The 21272-nt window shown below is 72.1% G+C and carries 22 protein-coding genes; 18 read left to right on the top strand and 4 right to left on the bottom strand.

Annotation, left to right across the window (positions count from 1 at the left end):
• Nucleotides 1-30 precede the first annotated feature (30 nt).
• On the bottom strand, nt 31-1368 hold the full coding sequence (locus BLV02_RS13050; protein WP_069113552.1) for a DNA polymerase IV: 1338 nt from the start codon (nt 1366-1368) through the stop codon (nt 31-33).
• A 97-nt stretch (nt 1369-1465) separates the two neighbouring features.
• Here BLV02_RS13050 and BLV02_RS13055 point away from each other — a divergent pair, with 97 nt between their 5' ends.
• The 6 genes from BLV02_RS13055 (at nt 1466) to BLV02_RS13080 (ending at nt 7315) form a co-directional block, all read left to right on the top strand.
• Nucleotides 1466-1876: a universal stress protein gene (locus tag BLV02_RS13055; protein ID WP_069113551.1), complete on the top strand. Its 411-nt coding sequence runs from the start codon at nt 1466-1468 to the stop codon at nt 1874-1876.
• A gap of 178 nt (nt 1877-2054) precedes the next feature.
• A complete protein-coding gene (locus BLV02_RS13060; protein WP_069113550.1) occupies nt 2055-2627 on the top strand; it encodes an HhH-GPD-type base excision DNA repair protein in 573 nt (190 codons plus the stop codon).
• Nucleotides 2628-2632: 5 nt separating this feature from the next.
• Nucleotides 2633-4237: a SpoIIE family protein phosphatase gene (locus tag BLV02_RS13065; RefSeq protein ID WP_083288997.1), complete on the top strand. Its 1605-nt coding sequence runs from the start codon at nt 2633-2635 to the stop codon at nt 4235-4237.
• A gap of 60 nt (nt 4238-4297) precedes the next feature.
• Nucleotides 4298-5872 carry an RNA polymerase sigma factor gene (locus BLV02_RS37150; RefSeq protein ID WP_171906832.1) on the top strand — a complete coding sequence of 525 codons (1575 nt, stop codon included), beginning with the start codon at nt 4298-4300 and terminating at the stop codon, nt 5870-5872.
• An 80-nt stretch (nt 5873-5952) separates the two neighbouring features.
• Nucleotides 5953-6699, top strand: coding sequence for an arginase family protein (locus BLV02_RS13075; RefSeq protein WP_069113547.1), 747 nt, complete (start codon nt 5953-5955; stop codon nt 6697-6699).
• A gap of 19 nt (nt 6700-6718) precedes the next feature.
• Nucleotides 6719-7315 (top strand): rhomboid family intramembrane serine protease, encoded by a 597-nt coding sequence (locus BLV02_RS13080; protein WP_069113546.1) that lies wholly within the window; start codon nt 6719-6721, stop codon nt 7313-7315.
• On the opposite strand, the gene BLV02_RS13085 is transcribed toward BLV02_RS13080, so the two are convergent.
• Nucleotides 7269-7685, bottom strand: coding sequence for a hypothetical protein (locus BLV02_RS13085; protein ID WP_069113545.1), 417 nt, complete (start codon nt 7683-7685; stop codon nt 7269-7271). The two genes, BLV02_RS13080 and BLV02_RS13085, sit on opposite strands and share 47 nt — an antisense overlap.
• A gap of 53 nt (nt 7686-7738) precedes the next feature.
• On the opposite strand from BLV02_RS13085, the gene BLV02_RS13090 reads away from it, so the two are divergent.
• Both BLV02_RS13090 and BLV02_RS13095 read left to right on the top strand, forming a co-directional pair.
• Nucleotides 7739-8035: an ArsR/SmtB family transcription factor gene (locus BLV02_RS13090; protein WP_074946320.1), complete on the top strand. Its 297-nt coding sequence runs from the start codon at nt 7739-7741 to the stop codon at nt 8033-8035.
• On the top strand, nt 8032-8448 hold the full coding sequence (locus BLV02_RS13095; protein ID WP_069113544.1) for an SRPBCC family protein: 417 nt from the start codon (nt 8032-8034) through the stop codon (nt 8446-8448). The genes BLV02_RS13090 and BLV02_RS13095 overlap by 4 nt, the downstream gene beginning before the upstream one ends.
• A gap of 5 nt (nt 8449-8453) precedes the next feature.
• On the opposite strand, the gene BLV02_RS13100 is transcribed toward BLV02_RS13095, so the two are convergent.
• Entirely contained in the window at nt 8454-8672 is a 219-nt protein-coding gene (locus BLV02_RS13100) for a DUF7455 domain-containing protein (RefSeq protein WP_216094432.1), read from the bottom strand.
• Nucleotides 8673-8937: 265 nt separating this feature from the next.
• Here BLV02_RS13100 and BLV02_RS13105 point away from each other — a divergent pair, with 265 nt between their 5' ends.
• From BLV02_RS13105 to mnhG, 10 genes are all read left to right on the top strand, one after another.
• Nucleotides 8938-11037 carry a DNA gyrase/topoisomerase IV subunit B gene (locus BLV02_RS13105; RefSeq protein WP_069113543.1) on the top strand — a complete coding sequence of 700 codons (2100 nt, stop codon included), beginning with the start codon at nt 8938-8940 and terminating at the stop codon, nt 11035-11037.
• A 751-nt stretch (nt 11038-11788) separates the two neighbouring features.
• The gene (locus BLV02_RS13110; RefSeq protein ID WP_141711741.1) at nt 11789-12565 is read left to right on the top strand and encodes a hypothetical protein; all 777 of its coding nucleotides are present in this window, start codon (nt 11789-11791) and stop codon (nt 12563-12565) included.
• Nucleotides 12562-13257, top strand: coding sequence for a hypothetical protein (locus BLV02_RS13115; protein WP_216094431.1), 696 nt, complete (start codon nt 12562-12564; stop codon nt 13255-13257). Before BLV02_RS13110 ends, BLV02_RS13115 begins: the two co-directional genes overlap by 4 nt.
• Before the next feature lie 251 nt (nt 13258-13508).
• Nucleotides 13509-13913 carry a hypothetical protein gene (locus BLV02_RS35640; RefSeq protein ID WP_069113541.1) on the top strand — a complete coding sequence of 135 codons (405 nt, stop codon included), beginning with the start codon at nt 13509-13511 and terminating at the stop codon, nt 13911-13913.
• 91 nt (nt 13914-14004) lie between these two features.
• Nucleotides 14005-16920 (top strand): Na+/H+ antiporter subunit A, encoded by a 2916-nt coding sequence (locus tag BLV02_RS13125; protein WP_069113589.1) that lies wholly within the window; start codon nt 14005-14007, stop codon nt 16918-16920.
• On the top strand, nt 16917-17396 hold the full coding sequence (locus BLV02_RS13130) for a Na(+)/H(+) antiporter subunit C (protein ID WP_069113540.1): 480 nt from the start codon (nt 16917-16919) through the stop codon (nt 17394-17396). The genes BLV02_RS13125 and BLV02_RS13130 overlap by 4 nt, the downstream gene beginning before the upstream one ends.
• Entirely contained in the window at nt 17393-18973 is a 1581-nt protein-coding gene (locus BLV02_RS13135) for a Na+/H+ antiporter subunit D (protein WP_069113539.1), read from the top strand. The genes BLV02_RS13130 and BLV02_RS13135 overlap by 4 nt, the downstream gene beginning before the upstream one ends.
• Nucleotides 18970-19551 carry a Na+/H+ antiporter subunit E gene (locus BLV02_RS13140; RefSeq protein WP_216094429.1) on the top strand — a complete coding sequence of 194 codons (582 nt, stop codon included), beginning with the start codon at nt 18970-18972 and terminating at the stop codon, nt 19549-19551. The genes BLV02_RS13135 and BLV02_RS13140 overlap by 4 nt, the downstream gene beginning before the upstream one ends.
• Entirely contained in the window at nt 19548-19820 is a 273-nt protein-coding gene (locus BLV02_RS13145) for an MrpF/PhaF family protein (protein WP_069113538.1), read from the top strand. Before BLV02_RS13140 ends, BLV02_RS13145 begins: the two co-directional genes overlap by 4 nt.
• A complete protein-coding gene (gene mnhG, locus BLV02_RS13150) occupies nt 19817-20164 on the top strand; it encodes a monovalent cation/H(+) antiporter subunit G (RefSeq protein ID WP_069113537.1) in 348 nt (115 codons plus the stop codon). The genes BLV02_RS13145 and mnhG overlap by 4 nt, the downstream gene beginning before the upstream one ends.
• A 622-nt stretch (nt 20165-20786) precedes the next feature.
• On the opposite strand, the gene BLV02_RS13155 is transcribed toward mnhG, so the two are convergent.
• Complete coding sequence (locus BLV02_RS13155) at nt 20787-21269, bottom strand: GNAT family N-acetyltransferase (protein ID WP_069113536.1); 483 nt, start codon at nt 21267-21269, stop codon at nt 20787-20789.
• Nucleotides 21270-21272 lie beyond the last annotated feature (3 nt).

Raw genomic sequence — 21272 nt, forward strand, 5'->3', positions numbered from 1 at the left:
CCGCCACCAGAACCGTGCAGCCGGCGGTCGTCAGGCGGCGGCGAGGGGGTCGGTGGGGATCGGCGGCGGGGGAGCGGGCGTCAGCTCGGGATCGTCGGCCGCGAAGGTGCGGACGGGGCCGGGCGGGGTGGCGGCCGTCTCGAAGCGGACGGTGACGCGGCCGCGTCCGGACCCCCACACCCAGCCGGCGCCGTGCACCGCGTGCACGACGTCCATGCCGGGTGACCAGCCGCGGCGCTCGTGCAGGACCTCGTCGACCTGGTCGGCAGGGTCGGCCTGGTCGGCCGGCAGGGCGGTGGGAGCGGCGTCGGCGACGAAGAGGTCGTCCTGGACCCAGTCGGACAGCCCCGACACGCCGACGCCGAGGAGGCGGACGCCGCCGGTGGTGTCGAGGTCGGCCAGCAGCTGCGTCGTCACCCACGACAGCATGCGGGCGTCGTCGGTCGGGGCGGGCAGGGTGGAGGAGCGCGACAGGGTGGTGAAGTCGTGCAGCCGCGTCTTCAGCGTGATGGTCCGCCCCGACAGCCCGGCCTTGGCCAGCCGCTGCGCCACCCGATCGGCCAGCCGCGCGACGATGGCGGCGAGCAGGGCGGGGTCGGTGAGGTCGCGGTCGAACGTGTCCTCGACGCTGACGGACTTCGACTCGCGGTCGGCGCTGACCGGCCGGTCGTCGCGGGCCAGCGAGAGGCGGTGCAGGGAGCGGCCGTGCGCGTCGCCGAGGAGGTCGACGAGGTCGGGCTCGGTGATGCGGGCGAGGTCGCCGACGGTCTTGACGCCGAAGCGGGCCAGCCGGGCGGCCGTCGCCGGGCCGACGCCGGGGAGGGCGCGGATCGGCAGCGGATGCAGCACGTCCAGCTCGGTGCCCGGCTCGATGACCACCAGGCCGTTGGGTTTGGCCTGCTCGGAGGCGATCTTCGCCATCAGCTTGGACGCCGCCACGCCGACGGAGGCGGTCACGCCGGTCTCATCGACGATCGTCGATCGCAGCGACCGGGCCAGCGCCCGCACCTCGTCGGCGGCGGGCGGCGCACCGCCGGGGCCGGCCGCGAGGTCGACGAACGCCTCGTCCAGCGACAGCGGCTCGACCACCGGCGACAGCTCCCGCAGCCGGGCCATGACCACCGCGCTGACCGCTCGGTACACGCCGAACCGGCCGGACAGGTAGGCGGCGTTCGGGCAGCGGGAGCGGGCCTCGCTCATCGACATCGCGGACCGGACGCCGAACACGCGCGCCTCGTAGGACGCCGTCGACACGACCCCGCGCGGCCCGAGCCCGCCGACGATGACCGGTTTGCCGCGAAGCGACGGCTTGTCGCGCTGCTCGACCGAGGCGAAGAATGCGTCCAGGTCGAGATGGAGGACGCGCATGCTCCGATCGTCGCACGCGTCACCGACAATCCCTGCCGATGGCTGCGGTACGGTTGCGCCGCGACCGGAGTTCACGCCGGAGTGAGAGAAGGTTCCGATGACCGCGATCGTCGTGGGCTACGTCCCCAAGTCCGAGGGCCGGGCGGCACTGCGCCGGGCTGCCGAGAAGGCCCGGCTGCGCGGTGCGCGGCTGGTCGTCGTCAACTCCGCCAGGGGCGGGCGCGACTTCGACGACGACGACGCCATTCGCGCCGACGTCGAGCTGGCCACCGTCAGCCAGCAGCTGAAGGACGCCGGCATCGAGGCCGAGGTGCGCCAGCTGGTGCGCGGCATGGACGTGGCCGAGGACCTCATCGCCGTGGCGGAGGAGAACGCGGCCGACTTCATCGTCATCGGCCTGCGCCGCCGCAGCCCGGTCGGTAAGTTGATCTTGGGTAGCAACGCCCAGCGTATCCTGTTGGACGCACCATGCCCTGTCCTCGCCGTCAAGGCCGAGGACGAGGACTAAGGGGGTCTCTGATGGATCTTCGGCGGCGCGGATCGACGCCCAGACGCCGGCCAGCGGCGTTGTCGTCGTTGGTCGATGGCTCCGCATCGACCTTCTCCTCCGCCTTGCTGGACCGACGCCTGGACGCCGCCCGCATCCGCCAATATCCATCAGACACCCCCGAGAGGTTCCCGCGAACGTGACCACGCTCTACCTGGCCGGCGATCCCGACGCCGACGCGCTCTTGGCGCGCGATCCGTTCTCCCTGCTCACCGGCATGTTGCTGGACCAGCAGGTGCCCATGGAGAAGGCGTTCTCGGGCCCGGCCGTCATCGCCGAGCGCATGGGCACCGACCACCTCGATCCCGCGGTCGTCGCCGCGCACGACCCCGAGGCGTTCGCCGAGATCTTCTCCCGCACGCCGGCCGTGCACCGGTTCCCGGGGTCGATGGCCGGGCGGGTGCAGAAGCTGGCCGGGTTCGTCGCCGAGCACTACGGCAACGACGCCGCGAACATCTGGGCCGACGCCGCCACCGGCAAGGAGCTGCTGAAGCGGCTCAAGGCGCTGCCGGGGTTCGGTGAGCAGAAGGCCAAGATCATGGTCGCGCTGCTGGGCAAGCAGATCGGCGTCCAGCCCGACGGCTGGCGCGAGGCGGCCGGCGACTACGGCGCCGACGGCGCCACCCGGTCGGTGGCTGACGTCGTCGACGCCGAGACGCTGCTGCAGGTCCGGGCCACGAAGCGGGAGATCAAGCGTGCGGCGAAGGCCTAGCGACGATGCGACCGGCTGACGCCCAGCGCCTGCTCGGAGCGCTGGCCGGGGTCGACGCACCCGTGGGGTTCGCGGTCTTCGACGACGAGCACCGCTACCTCGCCATCAACGCCGCTCTCGCGGAACGGTCCGGGAAGGGCATCGCCGACCACCTCGGGCGGATGCCGGTCGACGTGCTGCCGCCGGAGCTGGCGGCGCACACCGACGAGATGATCGAGCGGGTCCTGCGCACCGGCGAGTCCGTCGAGGCCGAAGAGCCCGCCGTCTCCGGGCGCACCGACACCTACCACCTGCACTCGTCCTGGTACCTGGTCGACGAGGGCCGCGGCCGCGAGGTCGCCATGTTCGTCGTCGACGACACCTCGCACCAGCGCGCCATCTCGTCGCTGCGCCGCAGCCGGGCCCGCAACGCGCGGCTGCTGGAGGTGTCCGACGTGCTGTCGCGGGCGGTCACGGTCCGCGAGGTCGCCGACGGCGCCGCCGCCATCGGCCGGCGCAACGTACAGGCGCTGCGCACCGCCGTCACGCTGATCGGCGGCAACGGCCGCCCGTACCCCGTCACCACCGGGCTCGGCGAGGGCGACCTCGTGCCCGTCTGGCCGCACCAGGCCGTCACGCCCACCGACGAGGTGCTGCGCAGCGGCTGGCCGATGTTCCTCGGCAGCCGCGACCGCGCCCGCGCCGCCGCGCCGGGCGACCCCGCCTTCGGCGAGTTCCTCGACCACACCGACGAACGCGCCTGGGCGGTGCTGCCGCTGGCCGGCGAGGACGGCTGCGTCGGCGCCGTCCGGTTCTCCTTCGCCACCGAGCAGGAGTTCGACTCCGACCAGTGCCGGTTCCTGCGCGCCGTCGCCCAGCAGTGCTCGCTGGCGTTCGCCCGGGCCCGGCTGTTCGAGCGGGAGCGGACGGCGGCCGCGTCGCTCAGCCAGGGGCTGCTGCCGCGGCGGCTGCCGACGGTGGCCGGCATCGACCTCGCGGCCCGGTCGCGCACCGACGTCGGCGAGCACTCCGTCGGCGGCGACTGGTACGACGCCCTGGTCATGCCCGACGGCGAGCTGGCCCTGGTGGTCGGCGACGTCATGGGCCACGGCGTCACCGCGGCCAGCGCGATGGGCCAGATGCGGGCGGCGCTGCGGGCGCTGGCGCTCACCGATCCCGACCCCGCGGCGGTGCTCGGCGGCCTCGACCGCCTGGTCGAGCGCGACGACGCCGTCGAGATGGTCACCGTCGTGTACGCGCTGGTCGACCCCGTCAACGGGACCGTCCGCGTCGGCGACGCCGGGCACCTGCCGCTGATCCGCATCCCCGAGGTGGGCGCCGTCGAGCTCGTCGACGCCGGCGCCGGCACCACCCCGATCGGCGTCACCGAGCCGCGGTCGACCCAGTCCGTGCGGCTGTGGCCCGGCGACGTGCTGATCGCGTTCACCGACGGGCTGATCGAGAGCCGGCTGCGCTCGCTGGAGGAGGGCTTCGCCCAGCTGCTGCGCTGCCTCGAAGAACAGCGCGGGGCGCCGCTCGAGGAACTGCTCGACGCGGTCGTCCGGCGCATGCAGATCGACGGCGCCGCCGACGATCAGACGATTCTCGCGCTACGGTGGGCCGGGCGGTGAGACATCGGCGTGGACGGCGGCCTTTCGGGATGAAGGGGACCCGTGCCCTGTGCCACAATGATGTGTTGCCACCGCCACCTCGCGTACTGCGCTGCCCCTAACCAAGACTTCGAGAGGTCGTACGTGTCGTCGAGCTCGTCCAGCACCAAGAACGCCCGGATCCTGGAGCTGCCGTCGGTCCAGGCGCTCGTCTCCCAGGGACGAAAGTCGGGCTCGGTCACCGCCGAGGACGTCCGGGTCGCGTGCGGTGCGGCCAACCTGGCGATGAAAGAGAGCCGGTTCGTTGTCGAGCATTTGAAGTCGACCGGTATTACGGTCGTGGTAGCGGCGGCGGACTCGCGGAGTCCGCGCAAGCGTGTCGCCGCGGCAACGTCCACCCGTCCGACAGCGGTGGCGACCGCGGCAGCGAAGACGTCCGAGCCGGCGGCCAGGAAAGGCGAGGGATCTGTGAAAACGGCGGTGAAGAAGGCGAAAGCCGACGCCCACGACACGGCCGGTACCGGCCTTGCTGAGGAGCCCGCCGCGGCGGCGCCCAAGGGCCGTGGCCGCAAGAAGGCCGCCAAGACGGCCGACGCGCCGGCCAAGGAGGGTGGTACCGGACCGGACGGTGAGCCCGACGCGGGCGAGCTGGCCGCCGAGGAAGCCAAGATCGAGGACGAGGGCTTCATCCTCTCCGAGGACGACGACACCGACGAGCCCGAGCAGCAGGTCGCCGTCGCCGGCGCCACCGCCGACCCGGTCAAGGACTACCTCAAGCAGATCGGCAAGGTCCCGCTGCTGAACGCCGGCGAGGAGGTCGAGCTCGCCAAGCGCATCGAGGCCGGCCTGTTCGCCGAGGAGAAGCTCGCCAACGAGGGCGACACCATGCCGGCGAAGCTCCGCAACGAGCTCGAGTGGATCGCCGAGGACGGCCGTCGCGCCAAGAACCACCTGCTCGAGGCCAACCTCCGCCTCGTCGTCTCGCTGGCCAAGCGCTACACCGGCCGCGGCATGCTGTTCCTGGACCTCATCCAGGAGGGCAACCTCGGCCTCATCCGCGCGGTCGAGAAGTTCGACTACACCAAGGGCTTCAAGTTCTCCACCTACGCCACCTGGTGGATCCGGCAGGCCATCACCCGCGCCATGGCCGACCAGGCCCGCACCATCCGCATCCCGGTGCACATGGTCGAGGTCATCAACAAGCTGGCCCGGGTGCAGCGGCAGATGCTGCAGGACCTCGGCCGCGAGCCGACCCCGGAGGAGCTGGCCACCGAGCTGGACATGACCCCCGAGAAGGTGGTCGAGGTCCAGAAGTACGGCCGCGAGCCCATCTCGCTGCACACCCCGCTCGGCGAGGACGGCGACAGCGAGTTCGGCGACCTCATCGAGGACTCCGAGGCCATCGTCCCGGCCGAGGCGGTCTCGTTCACGCTGCTGCAGGAGCAGCTGCACGCGGTCCTCGACACCCTGTCCGAGCGCGAGGCCGGCGTCGTGTCCATGCGCTTCGGCCTCACCGACGGCCAGCCGAAGACCCTCGACGAGATCGGCAAGGTCTACGGGGTCACCCGCGAGCGCATCCGCCAGATCGAGTCGAAGACCATGTCCAAGCTGCGCCACCCGTCCCGGTCCCAGGTCCTCCGCGACTACCTCGACTGACGGCGCTCAGCGCACGCAACGGCCCCGCCCCGGAACCCCGGGTGCGGGGCCGTTTCGCGTGCTGGTGACACAATCGCCCGATGACGCGCATTCTCGTGCCCTATCACCTCGACGAGCATCGGCCGGGACTCGAGGTGCCGTACGAGCCTGACGTGACGGTGACGCGGGGGCTGGGCGGCGACGACGTGTGGGGGAGGGTGGCCGGGCTGTACGGGGAGGTCGCCGAGCTCGTGGCGGCCGAGGTCCGGGCCGGGACGGCGCCGCTGGTGATGTCGGGCGACTGCATGGTCTCGCAGGCCGTCGTGGCGGGCGTCCAGCGCGCGCACGGCAGCGCGCCGTCGATCGTGTGGTTCGACGCGCACGGAGACGTGCAGACGCTGGAGACGACGGCGTCGGGGTATCTGGGCGGGATGCCGCTGCGCATGCTGGCCGGCTACCGGCCGGAGCTGCTGGCCGACCGGCTCGAGCTGGCGCCGGTGCCCGAGGACCGCATCGTCCTGGTCGACGGGCGCGACCTCGACCCGCCGGAGCGCGACTACCTGGCCGCGTCGGACATCCGGCAGGTCTTCACCGCCGAGCTCGACGCCGAGGCGGTGCCGGACGGGCCCGTCTACCTGCACCTCGACCTCGACGTCGTCGACGGGGCGCAGCTGCCGGGCCTGCTGTTCCCGGTCGCCGGGGGCCCGTCCGCCGACGAGGTCGGGCAGGCCGTGCGCCGGGTGCTCGGCACCGGCCGGGTCGCGGCGATCGGTCTCGGCTGCACCTGGCACGACGGTGACGACGGCCGCGCCGCCGCGGCCCGCGTCCGTGCCGCCCTGCCGTTCTGACGCCACATACACTGGCGACATGTCGTCCTCGGGCCAGGTCACGCCGCGTCGATCCGTGCCGCCGGCCCTCGCGGCCACCCTGCCGGTCTTCGTCCTCGTGCTGCTCATGTGGGCCGGGGAGATCGTCGACTCGCTGCCGGGCGTCGACCTCGACCAGTACGGCATCCGCCCGCACGACGCCGAGGGACTGGTCGGCGTCGTCACGGCGCCGTTCCTGCACGGCGGGTTCGGCCACCTGATCGCCAACACCGGCGCGTTCCTGGTGCTGGGCTGCCTCATCGCCATGACGACGCAGCGGTTCTGGCCGGTGACCATCGGCGTGGCGCTGGTCGGCGGGTTCGCCACCTGGCTGGCGGCGTCGCCGAACAGCGTCCACATCGGCGCCAGCGGGCTGGTCTACGGCTACGCCGCGTTCCTGGTGGCGTGGGGCGTGTTCAGCCGCCGGGCGCTGGCCGTGGTCGTCGCGGTCATCGTGGTGCTGATGTACGGCGGCATCGTGGTCGGCGTGCTGCCCGGCCAGCCCGGCATCTCGTGGCAGGGCCACCTGTTCGGCGCGCTGGCCGGGGTCCTCATGGCGTGGCTGCTGCGGGGGAGCGCGGCGAAGACTCCCGCGTGAACCGCATGTCCATCCAGTGCCGCCACCGGCCCGACTCCAGCCGCTCCCAGCGCGCGGCCATGCGGTCGGCGCCGACGGTGAGCCGCGCCCGGGTGTCCGGCCCGGCCAGCAGCAGCACTCCGGGCGCGTCGAGCGCGACGGTCATGGTGCCGGTGGCGCCGTCGCTGTCGTAGGACCGCGCGACGTCGCCCTCGAACACCTCCAGCGCCTGGTAGCGCCGCCCGTCGAGGGCGACGTCGACGTGGTGCAGCAGGAAGTGCCCGCCGGGCAGCCACTCGTACACGTCGCTGCCCTCGATGCGCACGACGGGCTCGTCGACGGTCTCGCCGCTCGACCGCCAGGCGCCGACCAGCGCCTCCAACTCCTTCATGATTCCTCCGGTACTATGTAAGCAACTTCTTACACAGACTACCGGAGGGGGACGTGGACGACGCACTGCGGGCGGTCGCCGACCCCACCCGGCGGGCGATCATGGAGCTGGTCCGCGACGGCGAGCGCTCGGCCGGCGAGCTGGCGCGGAACTTCCCGGGCATCAGCCGCCCGGCGGTGTCGCAGCACCTCAGGGTGCTCGCCGACGCCGGCCTGGTGGACGTGCGCCGCGACGGCAACCGCCGGCTCTACGCGCTGCGCCCCGAGGGTCTGGACGACGCGGCGGGGTTCATCGAACGCATGTGGTCGGCGCAGCTGCGCCGGCTCAAGGAAGCGGTGGAGAACGAGTGATCGAACAGAGCATCCGCATCGACGCGCCGCCGGAGCGGGTCTGGGCCTACCTCACCGACCAGGAGTTGCTGGGGCGGTGGTGGGGCAGCGCCGAGGCGGACGCGCGTCCCGGTGGCCTGCTGCGCGTCGCGATGGACGGCGGGCCGGACCCGGTGATGCGCGGGGAGTTCGTCGAGCTGGCGCCGTACGAGCGGCTGGTGTTCACGTTCGGCTGGGAGCCGGGACCCGGCGTGCCCTCCGTTGCGCCCGGCGGCTCGCGGGTGGAGATCACGCTGCGCCCGGACGGCGGCGGCACCGTCGTGGAACTCCGCCACGACGGCCTGCCGGCGACACTGCGCGGCGAGACCGTCGACGGCTGGCGGATAGTGCTCGGCCGCCTCGCGAACGAGGCGGCCGCCGGCCTGCGAGAGTGACGGGGTCAGTCGGTGACGGGAGTCGGCTGGGGCTGGAGGCGGTCGGTCTCGTCGTGCCACTCCACCGCGATGGGGCGGAGCTTGGCCTCGTGCCGGCGGCCGTGGTGGCCGCAGAACAGCAGCTCGCCCTCGTTCAGGACGACGCGGATGTACGCCTGGGCGCCGCAGCTGTCGCAGCGGTCAGTGGCCTTGAGAGGGCTGGTAGCGAGAGCCGTAGTAGTCACGTCGCCTGCCTTCCTGATCGTTGGACCACCGAGATTTCCGGTGGTGTCGTGCATCCGTACCAACATGTAATCACCCCCAGACGTTCCCGCATCTCGAGCGCGGGGTGGTTCGCTCTGCGCGTAATCGGCGTGGCTGTGACACTGGTCACCTGATCGACTCGTCAACACGTTCGGACGAGGTCCCGCCAGCGCGCCTGCGCGGGTTCCGTCGGTGGCAGGGTCTACGCTGGCAGCGCATGTGCTCACGGCAAGGAGGAACCGACACGTGACCGCCGAGCGCGCCGACGTCCCGAACACCGGTGGCGACTACACCGCCCGCCACCTCTCGGTGCTCGAGGGGCTCGAGGCCGTGCGCAAGCGGCCGGGCATGTACATCGGCTCGACCGACTCCCGCGGCCTCATGCACTGCTTGTGGGAGATCATCGACAACGCCGTCGACGAAGCGCTCGGCGGGTTCTGCGACCGCGTCGAGGTCGTGCTGCACGCCGACGGCTCGGCCGCGGTCAGCGACAACGGCCGCGGCATCCCGGTCGACACCCACGCCAAGTCGGGCCTGTCCGGCGTCGAGGTCGTCTACACGAAGCTGCACGCCGGCGGGAAGTTCGGCGGCGGCTCCTACGCGGCCACCGGCGGCCTGCACGGCGTCGGCGCCAGCGTCGTCAACGCGCTGTCCGAGCGGGTCGACGTCGAGGTCGACCGCGGCGGCCGCACGCACGCCATGTCGTTCCGGCGCGGCGAGCCCGGCGTCTGGGACGGCGACGGCCCCCGGGCGGCGTTCGCGCCGTTCACCGACCACTCCGAGCTGCGCGTCACCGGGCGGGTGGCCAAGCGCGTCACCGGCACCCGGGTCCGCTTCTACGCCGACCGCCAGATCTTCCTGCGCGACGCCACCTACTCGTGGGACGACCTCATCTCCCGCGCCCGCCAGACGTCGTACCTGGTGCCCGGGCTGCAGCTGGTAGTCCGCGACGAACGCGCCGACGACGTCGTCGAAGAGACGTTCCGGCACGACGGCGGCATCAGCGAGTTCGTCGAGTTCCTCAGCCCCGGCGCGGCCGTCACCGACGTGCTCCGGCTCACCGGCGAGCAGACCTTCCGCGAGACCGTCCCCGTCCTCGACGACGACGGCCAGCTGGTCAGCAAGGACACCGAGCGGGTCTGCCAGGTCGACGTCGCGCTGCGCTGGGACACCGGCTACGACACCGTCGGCCGCTCGTTCGTCAACGTCGTCGCCACGCCGAAGGGCGGCACCCACGTCGCTGGGTTCGAGCAGGGCCTGCTCAAGGCGCTGCGCGACCAGATCAAGGTCAACGCGCGCCGGCTCAAGGCCGGCAACGACAAGATCGAGAAGGACGACGTGCTCGAGGGGCTCACCTCGGTGGTCACCGTCCGCCTCGACGAACCGCAGTTCGAGGGCCAGACGAAGGAGGTGCTCGGCACCGCGGCGGTGCGCTCCATCGCCTCCACCGTCGTCGAGCGCGAGCTGAAGGCCCTGCTGACCTCGACGAAGCGCGGCGACAAGGCGCAGGCGTCGACACTGCTCGAGAAGGTCGTCGCGGCGGCGAAGGCCCGGGTGGCGGCGCGGCTGCACAAAGAGACCGTCCGCCGCAAGAACGCGCTCGAGACCAGCTCGCTGCCGACCAAGCTGGTCGACTGCCGGTCCAACAGCCTGGAACGCTCCGAGCTGTTCATCGTCGAGGGCGACTCCGCGCTGGGCACCGGCCGGTCGGCCCGCGACGCCGAGTACCAGGCGCTGCTGCCCATTCGCGGCAAGATCCTCAACGTGCAGAAGGCGTCCGTCGCCGACATGCTGAAGAACGCCGAGTGCGCCGCCATCATCCAGGTGCTCGGCGCCGGCAGCGGCCGCTCGTTCGACCTCGACCAGTCGCGTTACGGCCGGGTCATCCTCATGACCGACGCCGACGTCGACGGCGCGCACATCCGCACGCTGCTCATCACGCTCTTCTACCGCTACATGCGCCCGTACGTCGAGGCCGGCCGGTTGTTCGCCGCCATGCCGCCGCTGCACCGCATCGAGCTGGCCAACCCGAAGAAGGGCCAGGAAAAGTACGTCTACACCTACACCGACGCCGACCTCGACCGCACGCTGCGCGAGCTCGCCCGCAAGGGCGTCCGGGTCAAGGAGACCCCGCAGCGCTACAAGGGCCTCGGTGAGATGGACCCCGACCAGCTGGCCGAGACGACCATGGACCCCCGGCACCGCCGGCTGCGGCGCATCAACGCCAAGGACGCCGAGCAGTCCGAGCGAGTGTTCGAGCTGCTGATGGGCAACGACGTCGCGCCGCGCAAGGAGTTCATCATCGCCGGCGCCGCCGAGCTCGACCGCGCCCGCATCGACGCCTGAGCCGTCACCGGCGGCCGCTCCTGCGCGGCTTCCCCGAAGCCGCGCCGAGGCGCTGCTCCTGTGATCGGTAGGCGCCGTCATGGGAGAATGTGGACAGACAGGTGGGACGTCGCGTGCGGGGCCGGTGAGGGCGCCCCGGACGACAGGCAACCGCACCGCACTGCGGCGATCCCTGACCCGGCGGGAACGGAGGCGACGTGCAGTGGCGCACCTCTGAGCCAGCAGACCAGGGAATGGGCGCGCACGCACGAGATCCGGCACAACACCCTCGATCACTGGCCGCGTCGGGCGACGACCCCGGAGACGAGGGAACGGATCCGCCGGTGGTCCCGGATCGCGGACCGACGTCGGGCGGGCCGAGTACGTGCTGGACCGCATCCGTCTCGGCACCGAGCGCGGACCGCTCGAGCCCGCACCGGGATCGCCTTCCCGCGTGGACTCGACACAGAGGTTCGCGACGTCAACCAGGAGACCGAGAACTGGGTGGCCCGAGCGCGGACTCCGCGAACGCGGGCGCGCATCCGCCGCTGGGCGCTGCTGAACCGCGTCTTCTTGGTGCTGGCCGTCGTCGGCGCGGAGAGCACGAGAGCGCGGATTCTCGGCCCGAACCGGTTCCGGCACCGCACTCGAAACGGGGGCGATCATGAACAACGGTATGGCACGCGAGCACCGGCGAGACGAGCACGCGGCCGACTACGGCGAGCTGGTCCTCCACGCCGAGAACCCCGTTCGCCGGGTGCGGAATCGGACCGTGCGCTGGGCGCTGCTCGTTGCCCTCGCCCTCGTACTGGCGGGCGTCGTGGTGCTGTATGTCTTCCGTGTCGCGGAACCGGGCGGCGGAGCTCCGCCTTGGTGGGTCTACGCGCTCACGTTCCCGGCCATGGCACTTCTCGGGTGGGGCTTCTGGGAGTTCCTCGGCCTGCTGTCGGCCTGGCGACATGCGGGCTGGTCGGTCGACGTCTACGAGCAGGGCGTCGTCGAATCACGGTTCGGCACAGTGCGACAGGCCATGCCGTTCGCCGGCGGTGTGCTCGACCTGCACCGCGTCCTGTTCACCTCCCCACATCCGGAGGTCGGATCCGGCCGGCTCACCGCTCCCTGGCGGGGTGAGCTGGCACAGGCGGCCGCCGAGATCCACACCGCAGCGAAACCGGTCCTCGTGCGAGAAACACTGGCCCGGCTGCGGGCAGGACACCCGGTCTCCTTCCCCGGCAAGCGGAGCGGAAGGCCGGGAATCACCCTGACTCCGGACCGGCTGAGGCTTCCCGACGGGCAGGAGTACGAGTACTCCTCGATGCGGATGCGCTACTCGATCTCCGACGGAACCGGCGGCAACACCCCCACCAACGATCCCGCCCGGGCGAACACACTGGGTTTCAGCGACGACGGAGGCAACAGCGTCCCCGGCTTGTACCGCACCAGCCCCAACCTCGCCGTGGTGCGCGAGCTGCTGCACATCCTCGTCGACCCGGACGGACATGCGACGTACTACGAGAAGTTCTCCCGCCAGGAGCAGGAGCAGCAATGACGGATCCGCAGGCGGGGACACGGAACCCCGGCGCACAGAGGCGGCCGGCGCTCTCCCGACGGATCTGGGACGCGATCGTTCGCGACGTCCCCCCACCGCCGACGCCGCGCCCCCGGCCGAGCGAGGAACAGCTCGCCGAGGGCCACCTCACCGTCGGCATGATCGACTACGCGATCGAGGACGCTCCCGGCGGCGATGTGCAGGGGCCCGACACGCTCATCATCAGCGCCGAAGTGCCGGGGCATGGAGTCCTTCACCGGAGGATCCAGTGCCCGCTGTCGATGCCGGGCAGCGGTCGCGGCCTCGCCGGGCAGACCATCGGCTTGCGCCACACCACGTTCGATCCGGAGTTCGTCGACGACGTGCTCGTCGTCCGGTGGCCGCCAGCGGTGGACAGAGCCCTGGAACCGTTTCGGTTCGATGGTCCGGGAGCGCTGCGCGCTCGCGTGTGGAGCTTCCTCGCCGGCTTCGGTTACGTGGTCATGTGGATCGGGATCGCGCTGACACCGATCCTGCTGTGCGGCATGATCTTCGGCGGCGACATGTTCACCGACCTGCCCACCTGGTTCCACCCCGGCATCGCGCTCGCAGCGAGCGTCGCCGCAGTGCCGCTGGGGTTCGTCACGGTCGCCGTCTGCAACGGACGCATGGCCGCGGCGCTCTCGCACCCGGCACGACAGGACGGGCAGTGACATCGGCCGATACTGAGCCGATCGCGGGGTGGCCAGGAGATCCCGCATCGGTGTGGAGGCCGGCGGCCCGGGACGGCTGACCGCCCCCGACCGCGCTGGGAGATTCCTCACCTCGACGACCGGAATAGTGGCGCCGAGCCGCTGGTGACCGCGAATTCGGTGGTCGGCGCGGGCCGCCGCCGGTCCGGAGGGTGGCCTCCGGACCGGTAGGGTAAGGGCGACGAAACGAGCAGCCGGGGGAGGTGGGACACATGGTCACCGCCTCCAGAGCCGTGCTCCGGGACCTCGTCGCCGCCCTGCTCGCCGCCGGTCTGGTCGTGCTCGCGGCGGCCATGGTCAGCGCCGGCGGCGACACCGTCCGCGGCATCGGCCCTGCCATCCATCCCGCCGCCGAGATCACCCCCAACTCGCTGCCGCGCGTCGACGGCGACCAGCAGCTGCTCGACGACGCCACCCGGCAGACCGTCGACGACGGCCACGCGCCCACCGGCGACCACGCCGGTCCCGATTCCGCCGTCGTCGCCCTCGACACGGCACCCGCCGCCCCCGCGCCCACCACGGCGGACAAGGTCCGCGACACCACCGCGCGGCCCGCCGCGCCGGCCCCCGCCGGCACGGCTGACGGCCGCGCCCCTCCTGAACCCGTCGCCGCCTGACCGTCCCCGTCCGTGCGAATGTGCCCCTGCGACGCTGCGCAGGCGGCACCATCGAAGGGTTTCCTGTGTCCGACCGTGAGAGCCGCTCATGATGCTGGCCCTGATCGCCGCGCATTTCGTCGCCGCGGCGCTGGCGCCTGCCCTGGTGTCCTGGCTACGCCGCAGGGCGTTTCTGGTGCTGGCCGCCGTACCCGCCGCCGGCTTCGTCTGGGCCGTCGCGATGACCGGGGAGGTCCGCCACGGCGGGGCCGTCGAGCAGCAGGTGCAATGGGTCCAGACGCTGGGGCTGGAGCTGTCGTTCCGCCTCACCACGCTCACCTGGGTGATGACGCTGCTGGTCACCGGCGTGGGTGCGCTGGTGCTGGCCTACTGCGGCGCCTACTTCCGCCGCGACGACGCCGGCCTGCCGCGGTTCGCGGGGCTGCTGACGGCGTTCGCGGCGACCATGCTCGGCCTGGTGCTGGCCGACGACCTGCTGGTGCTGTACGTGTTCTGGGAGCTGACGACGGTCCTGTCGTACCTGCTCATCGGGCACAACCCGGAGCGCAAGGCGAACCGGCGCGCGGCCATGCAGGCGCTCATGGTGACGACGTTCGGCGGGCTGGCGATGCTGGTCGGCGTCATCGTCATCGGGCAGGCGGCCGGGACGTACCGCATCTCGGAGGTGCTGGCGAACCCGCCCGGCGGTGACGCCGTCACCGTCGCGGTCGTGCTGGTGCTGATCGGCGCGGTGTCGAAGTCGGCGCTGATCCCGTTCCACTTCTGGCTGCCCGGCGCCATGGCCGCGCCCACCCCCGTCAGCGCGTACCTGCACGCGGCCGCCATGGTGAAGGCCGGCGTGTACCTGGTCGCGCTGTTCGCGCCGGCGTTCGCCGGGCTGATGCCGTGGCGGCCGCTGCTGCTGACTCTCGGTGTGCTGACGATGCTGCTGGGCGGGTTGCGCGCGTTGCGGCAGACCGACCTCAAGCTGCTGCTGGCGTACGGGACGGTGAGCCAGCTGGGCTTCCTGATCGTGCTGGTGGGCGCCGGCACTCGGTCGGCGGCGTTGGGCGGCGTCGCGATGCTGGTGGCGCACGCGCTGTTCAAGGCGACGCTGTTCCTGGTGGTGGGCCTGGTCGACCGCGCCACCGGCACCCGTGACCTGCGCGAGCTGTCGGGGCTGGGACGCCGGCTGCCGCTGCTGCTGGTGACGTCGGTGCTGGCGGCCGCGTCGATGGCGGCCATCCCGCCGCTGGCCGGGTTCGTCGCGAAGGAGACCGCGTACGCCGCCGCCGTCGACATCGCCGAGACCGGCGACGGCACCGGCATCGGGACGTTCGCCGGCTGGGCGCTGGTCGCCGGGCTGGCCGTCGGCTCCGCGCTGACGGCGGCCTACAGCATCCGGTTCGTCTGGGGCGCGTTCGCGGTGAAGCCGGGCGTCACGCCCATCGCGGCGTCGGACTGCCGGTTCCCGACCATCGCGTTCTCCGCCGCGCCGGTCATCCTCGCCTTCGGCGGGCTGGGGCTGGGCTTCCTCGGGCCGATCGAGACCGAGCTGCTGGCGCCGTACGCCGAGCTGTTCCCGGAGGGCGCGCACGAGCCGGAGCTGGCGCTGTGGCACGGCGTGAACCTGGCGCTGCTGCTGTCGATCGCGTCGGTGCTGGTGGGCATCCTGCTGTTCCGCTGGCGCGACCGCGTCGACCGGGTCGAGGCCGCCCTGGCGCCGCGCACCGACGCCGAGACGTCCTACCGGACCATCATGCGCGGCGTCGACCGCCTCGCCGTCGAGGTCACCGGCGCCACCCAGCGCGGCTCGCTGCCGAGCTACCTCGCCGTCATCTTCCTGGTGGTGGTCGTGGTGCCGGGCGGTGTGCTGCTGGCGCAGCAGCTGTGGGCGGACGGTCCCGGCGTGCGCGCGTGGGACAGCGTCGGGCAGGCCGTCGTGGCCGCGATCATGATCGCCGCCGCGGTGCTGGCCGCGCGGTCGCGGCGCCGGCTGAAGGCGGTGCTGCTGGCCGGCGGCACCGGCTACGGCATGGCGATGCTGTTCATCCTGCACGGCGCGCCCGACCTCGCGCTCACCCAGGTGCTGGTCGAGACCGTCACGTTGGTGATCTTCGTGCTGGTGCTGCGCCGGCTGCCGCCGTACTTCTCCGACCGGCCGCTGACGAAGTCGCGCTGGTGGCGGGTCGGGCTGGGGGTCGCCGTCGGCGCCGTGATGGCCGGGCTGGCGCTGGCCGCGTCCGGCGCGCGGACGGCCGACCCGGTGTCCGACGGGTTCGCCGAGCCGGCCGTCAGCTACGGCGGCGGCTACAACATCGTCAACGTCACGCTGGTCGACATCCGGGCGTGGGACACGATGGGCGAGATCTCCGTCCTCGTCGTCGCCGCCACCGGCGTGGCCAGCCTGATCTTCCTCATCACCGGCCGCACCGGGCGGTGGCGGCCCGACGACGCGATCGCCAGCGCGCCCACCCCGACGACGCCGCAGGATCGCCGTCCGCACCGCAACCTGTGGCTGCGGGCCGGGCGCACCGTCGCGCCCGAGGGCCGCTCGATCCTGTTCGAGGTGGTCACCCGGCTGGCCTTCCACGTCGTCATCGTGTTCTCCATCTACCTGCTGTTCGTCGGGCACAACTCGCCCGGCGGCGGGTTCGCCGGCGGCCTGGTGGCCGGGCTGGCGCTGATGGTGCGCTACCTCGCCGGCGGCCGACACGAGCTGGACGAGGCCGCGCCGGTCGACGCCGGCCTGGTGCTGGGCATCGGGCTGTTCATCGCCACCGGCAGCGGGATGGTGCCGCTGGCCTTCGGCGGCGACGTGCTGCAGAGCGCCATCGTCGACTTCTCGCTGCCGCTGATCGGTGAGGTGCACTTCGTGACGTCGCTGTTCTTCGACATCGGCGTCTACCTCGTCGTCGTCGGGCTGATGCTCGACGTGCTGCGCAGTCTCGGCGGCGGCATCGACAAGCAGGCCGGCGACGACGCCGAGCCCGGCGAGTCCATCGAGTCCGCGGAGGGGGTGCGATGAGCACGAACCTGGTCCTGGTCGCCGTGGTCGGCGTGTTGTTCGCCGCCGGCGTGTATCTACTGCTCGAGCGCAGCCTGACCCGCGTGCTGGTCGGCGTCATCCTCATCGGCAACGGCGTCAACACGCTGTTCCTGGTGGCGTCCGGACCGGCCGGGCGGGCGCCGATCGTCGGGCTCAACGACGTCGACGACATGAGCGACCCGCTGCCGCAGGCGCTGGTGCTCACCGCCATCGTCATCACCCTCGGCGTGACGGCGTTCCTGCTGGCCATGGCCTACCGGGCGTGGCAGCTCAACGGCAACGACGAGGTTCAGGACGACGTCGAGGACGCCGCGATCCGCCGCCGCGCCGAGCGCGACGAGGTGTCGTCCAGCTACGACGACAGCGCCGGCGGGACGATGGACGAGGAAGGCAGCGACGACGGCGAGGGCGAGGCCGAGCCGGCCACCGTCGGCAGCGAGGAGGAGAGCCGGTGAACGCGTCCGCACTCGTCCCGCTGCCCGTCGTCCTGCCGCTGTTCGGCGCCGGGCTGGCGCTCGCGCTCGGCCGGTCGGCCCGGGCGCAGCGCGTGGTCAGCGTCGTCGTGCTGGTGCTCATGGCCGGCATCGCGTCGGTGCTGCTGGCCCGCGCCGACGCCGACGGCCCGCAGGTCATGCACGTCGGCGGCTGGCCCGCCCCGATCGGCATCTCGCTGGTCGCCGACCGGCTGTCCGCGCTGATGCTGCTGGTGTCGGTGGTCGTGGCGCTGTGCGTCCTGCTGTACTCGCTGAGCCAGGGCCTGGTGGAGTACGGGCCGGACACACCCCTGTCGATCTACCATCCGACCTTCCTGATCCTGGTCGCGGGCGTGGCCAACGCGTTCCTGTCCGGCGACCTGTTCAACCTGTACGTCGGCTTCGAGATCCTGCTGGCCGCGTCGTACGTGCTGCTCACTCTCGGCGGCACGGCCGACCGGATCCGGGCCGGCAGCACCTACGTCGTGGTGTCGCTGGCGTCGTCGATCGTGTTCCTGACGGCGCTGGCGCTGGTCTACGCCGCCACCGGCACCGTCAGCCTGGCCCAGCTGGCCGGCCGGCTCGACGAGCTGCCGTCCGGGGTGGCGCTGATGCTGCAGCTGATGCTGCTGACGGCGTTCGCGATCAAGGCGGCGGTGTTCCCGCTGTCGGCGTGGCTGCCGGACAGTTACCCGACCGCTCCGGCGCCGGTCACCGCGGTGTTCGCCGGGTTGCTGACGAAGGTCGGCGTCTACGCGATCATCCGGACGCAGACGCTGCTGTTCCCGGACAGCCCGCTGTCGGACCTGCTGCTGTGGGCGGCGCTGCTGACCATGGTCATCGGCATCCTCGGCGCCGTCGCGCAGGACGACCTCAAGCGAATGCTGTCGTTCACGCTGGTCAGCCACATCGGCTACATGGTCTTCGGAGTGGCTCTGGCCAGCGACGACGGCCTGTCCGGCGCCATCTACTACGTCGTGCACCACATCATCATCCAGACCAACCTGTTCCTCGTCGCCGGGCTGATCGAGCGGCGGGGCGGCAGCACGTCGCTGGAACGGCTCGGCGGGCTGGCGCGGCTGTCGCCGGTGCTGGCGCTGCTGTTCTTCGTGCCGGCGATGAACCTGGCCGGCATCCCGCCGTTCTCCGGGTTCCTCGGGAAGCTCGGGCTCATGCAGGCCGGCGTCGACAACGGCAGCTGGCTGGCGTACGTGCTGGTCGCCGGCAGCGTCGTCACCAGCCTGCTGACGCTGTACGCCATGGCGAAGGCGTGGAACCGGGCGTTCTGGCAGCCGTCGCTGGAGGACGAGGTCTCCGCCGGTCCCACGACCGACCTGCACCGCAAGCCGGTGCGCACCGACCCGCCGCCGGTCTCCGGGAAGGTCGCGGCGGTCGCCATGCGGGCCGGGATGGCCGGGCCGGCCGCCGTGCTGCTGACCGTCGGCGTCGCACTGACGGTGTTCGCCGGGCCGCTGTTCGGGCTCACCGACCGTGCCGCCGCCGACCTGCGTGAACGCACTCCGTACATCGAGGCCGTCCTGCCGGGAGGTGCACCGTGAGCAACGACGTGTCCGACGACCTGCCCGGCGACGTCCCGTCGCGTCGCACCGGCGTGCAGTGGCCGATGCTGATCGGGCTGACCGTCGTCTGGGTGCTGCTCTGGGGCGGCCTGACGGTGACGAACGTGCTGTCCGGGCTGGTCGTCGCCGTCATCGTCACCCTGGTGTTCCCGCTGCCGCCGATCGTGTTCGGCGGGAAACTGCGGCCGCGCGGGCTGGCCGTCCTGATCGGCTGGTTCGTCGTCGAGCTGTTCGTGGCCAGCGTGGAGGTGGCGGTGCAGGCGCTGCGTCCCGGGAAGCAGCCGCCGAACGCCGTCATCGAGGTCGACCTGCGCAGCCACTCCGACCTCTACCTGACGCTCACCGCCGAGCTGCTGTCGCTCGTCCCCGGCAGCCTGGTCGTCGAGGCGCGCCGGTCGACGTCGACGCTGTTCCTGCACGTCCTCGGCGTGCGCGACGCGAACGACGTCGAGGAGGCGCGGCGGCGGGCGCTGCGGCAGGAGGAGCGGGTCATGCTGGCGCTGGCGTCCGACGAGGAACTGGCCGCATATCGGGCCGACGTGGAGGCGAGCCGATGACCGTCGTGATCTGGGTGTGCGCCGCCATGCTGAGCGTCGCCGCCTTCCTCGTGCTGACGCGCATGGCCGTCGGCCCGACCATGCTCAACCGGGTGGTCGCGATGGACGTGCTGATCGCGATCGTCGTGGCCGGGCTCGGCCTGGAGGCGGCGCTGAACCGGCACGCCACCACGCTGCCGATCCTGGTGGTGCTGTCGCTGGTCGGCTTCGTCGGCTCGGTCAGCGTCGCCCGCTTCGCCGCCCACGACGACAAGGGGGAGGGCTCGTGACCTGGCTCGACATCGCCTCCGCGGTCTGCCTGCTGGCGGGCTGCGCGCTGTCGCTGGTGGCCGCGATCGGCCTGATCCGGTTCCCCGACCTGCTCAGCCGCATGCACGCCGGCACGAAGCCGCAGGTGCTCGGCCTGCTGCTGATCCTCGTCGGGGTCGGCCTGCGGCTGCGCGACTGGAGCGAGGTCGGCATGCTCCTCGCCGTCGCGATGTTCCAGCTGATGACCGCCCCGGTGGCCGCGCACATGGTCGGCCGGGCCGCCTACCGCCGCGGCGCTGTCCGCCGCGACACCCTCCTCGTGGACGAGCTGACGCCGGCGCTGGAGGGGGAGGACCGGGACTGAGGGACTGGCCGGGTTCTTCGTTGGCCGGGTTCAGTTGGCCGGGCTCGGGTTGGCTGGGTCTGCCGCGTTGACCTGCCCCCTGCTGCTCTCCATGGTCGGGGGCGCGGGTGGCCGCCTCAAGCGGACCTCTGGGGCGCTTCGCGCGGCGGCGGACCGCTTGACCCGGCCGCCCGCGCCCCCGTGAAAGCAGCGTCAGGGGGCCGGCCGAAAGATGGGCCCGGCTCCTAACTCCGTGCCACCTCAGCTCCGCTGGCCGCTCACTGGCCGTGGGTGGTGTTCTTGGCTACCGACTCCGCTGTGGGTCGGCGTTCGCTGGCCGCCGTCTGGTCCACTTCGCGGCTTCGGCTACCGGCTCCGCTGCGGGTTGGGCTGCGCTCGCCGGTGCCGTTCCAAGATCATCCACCTTCTGTGCTGCTATCACGGCCCAAAACGTGGATGATCTTGGCGCGAGGGCTCCGGGGCGGGCAGGCCCAACGGCGACGGCGCCGCGCAAGCGCCGCCTCGCCTCGCCTCGCTCGCGTGGTGGTAGGTCGACCCCTCCCGGCCCGGGTGGGGCCCACCCTACGGGCGGGCACCGACAACGTCGCGGCGCGAACCGGGGCGTACGCCGGGCGGCTCGGGGTCAGAGCGGGCGCGAGTAGTAGCGCACCGACTTGTCGCGGCCGATCAGCGCGGCCGAGCCGACCGGCGTGAACCCCATGGAGGTGTGCAGCGCGTCGGAGGCCGGATTCGGCGGCTCGAGGTTGACCTCGGCGCACAGCAGCGACTGACCCTCGGCGCGGGCTGCCGCGATGACGTCCTCGTACAGGGCGCGGGCCAGTCCCTGGCCGCGGGCGGCCGGCGACACCACGACGCGGTCGATGTAGGCGAAGCGGGGGTGGCGGGCCTTGAACCAGTCGAAGTTCTGGCTGGACCGGACGGTGTCCTGGTCGAACGCGATGACCATGGCGCTGAGATTGTCGGTGACGCGCACCCGCCAGGCCACCTTCAGCAGTTCGCGGAACTCGTCGGCAGTGAGCTCGGACAGCTCGAGCGCGTGGTCGTTGTTCAGCCGAAGCAGGGCGGCCTCGTCGGCGGTGGCTGGGGCGCGGAAGGTGTGCGGCACGGT

It is taken from the genome of Jiangella alba (assembly GCF_900106035.1).
Taxonomy (GTDB): Bacteria; Actinomycetota; Actinomycetes; order Jiangellales; family Jiangellaceae; genus Jiangella; species Jiangella alba.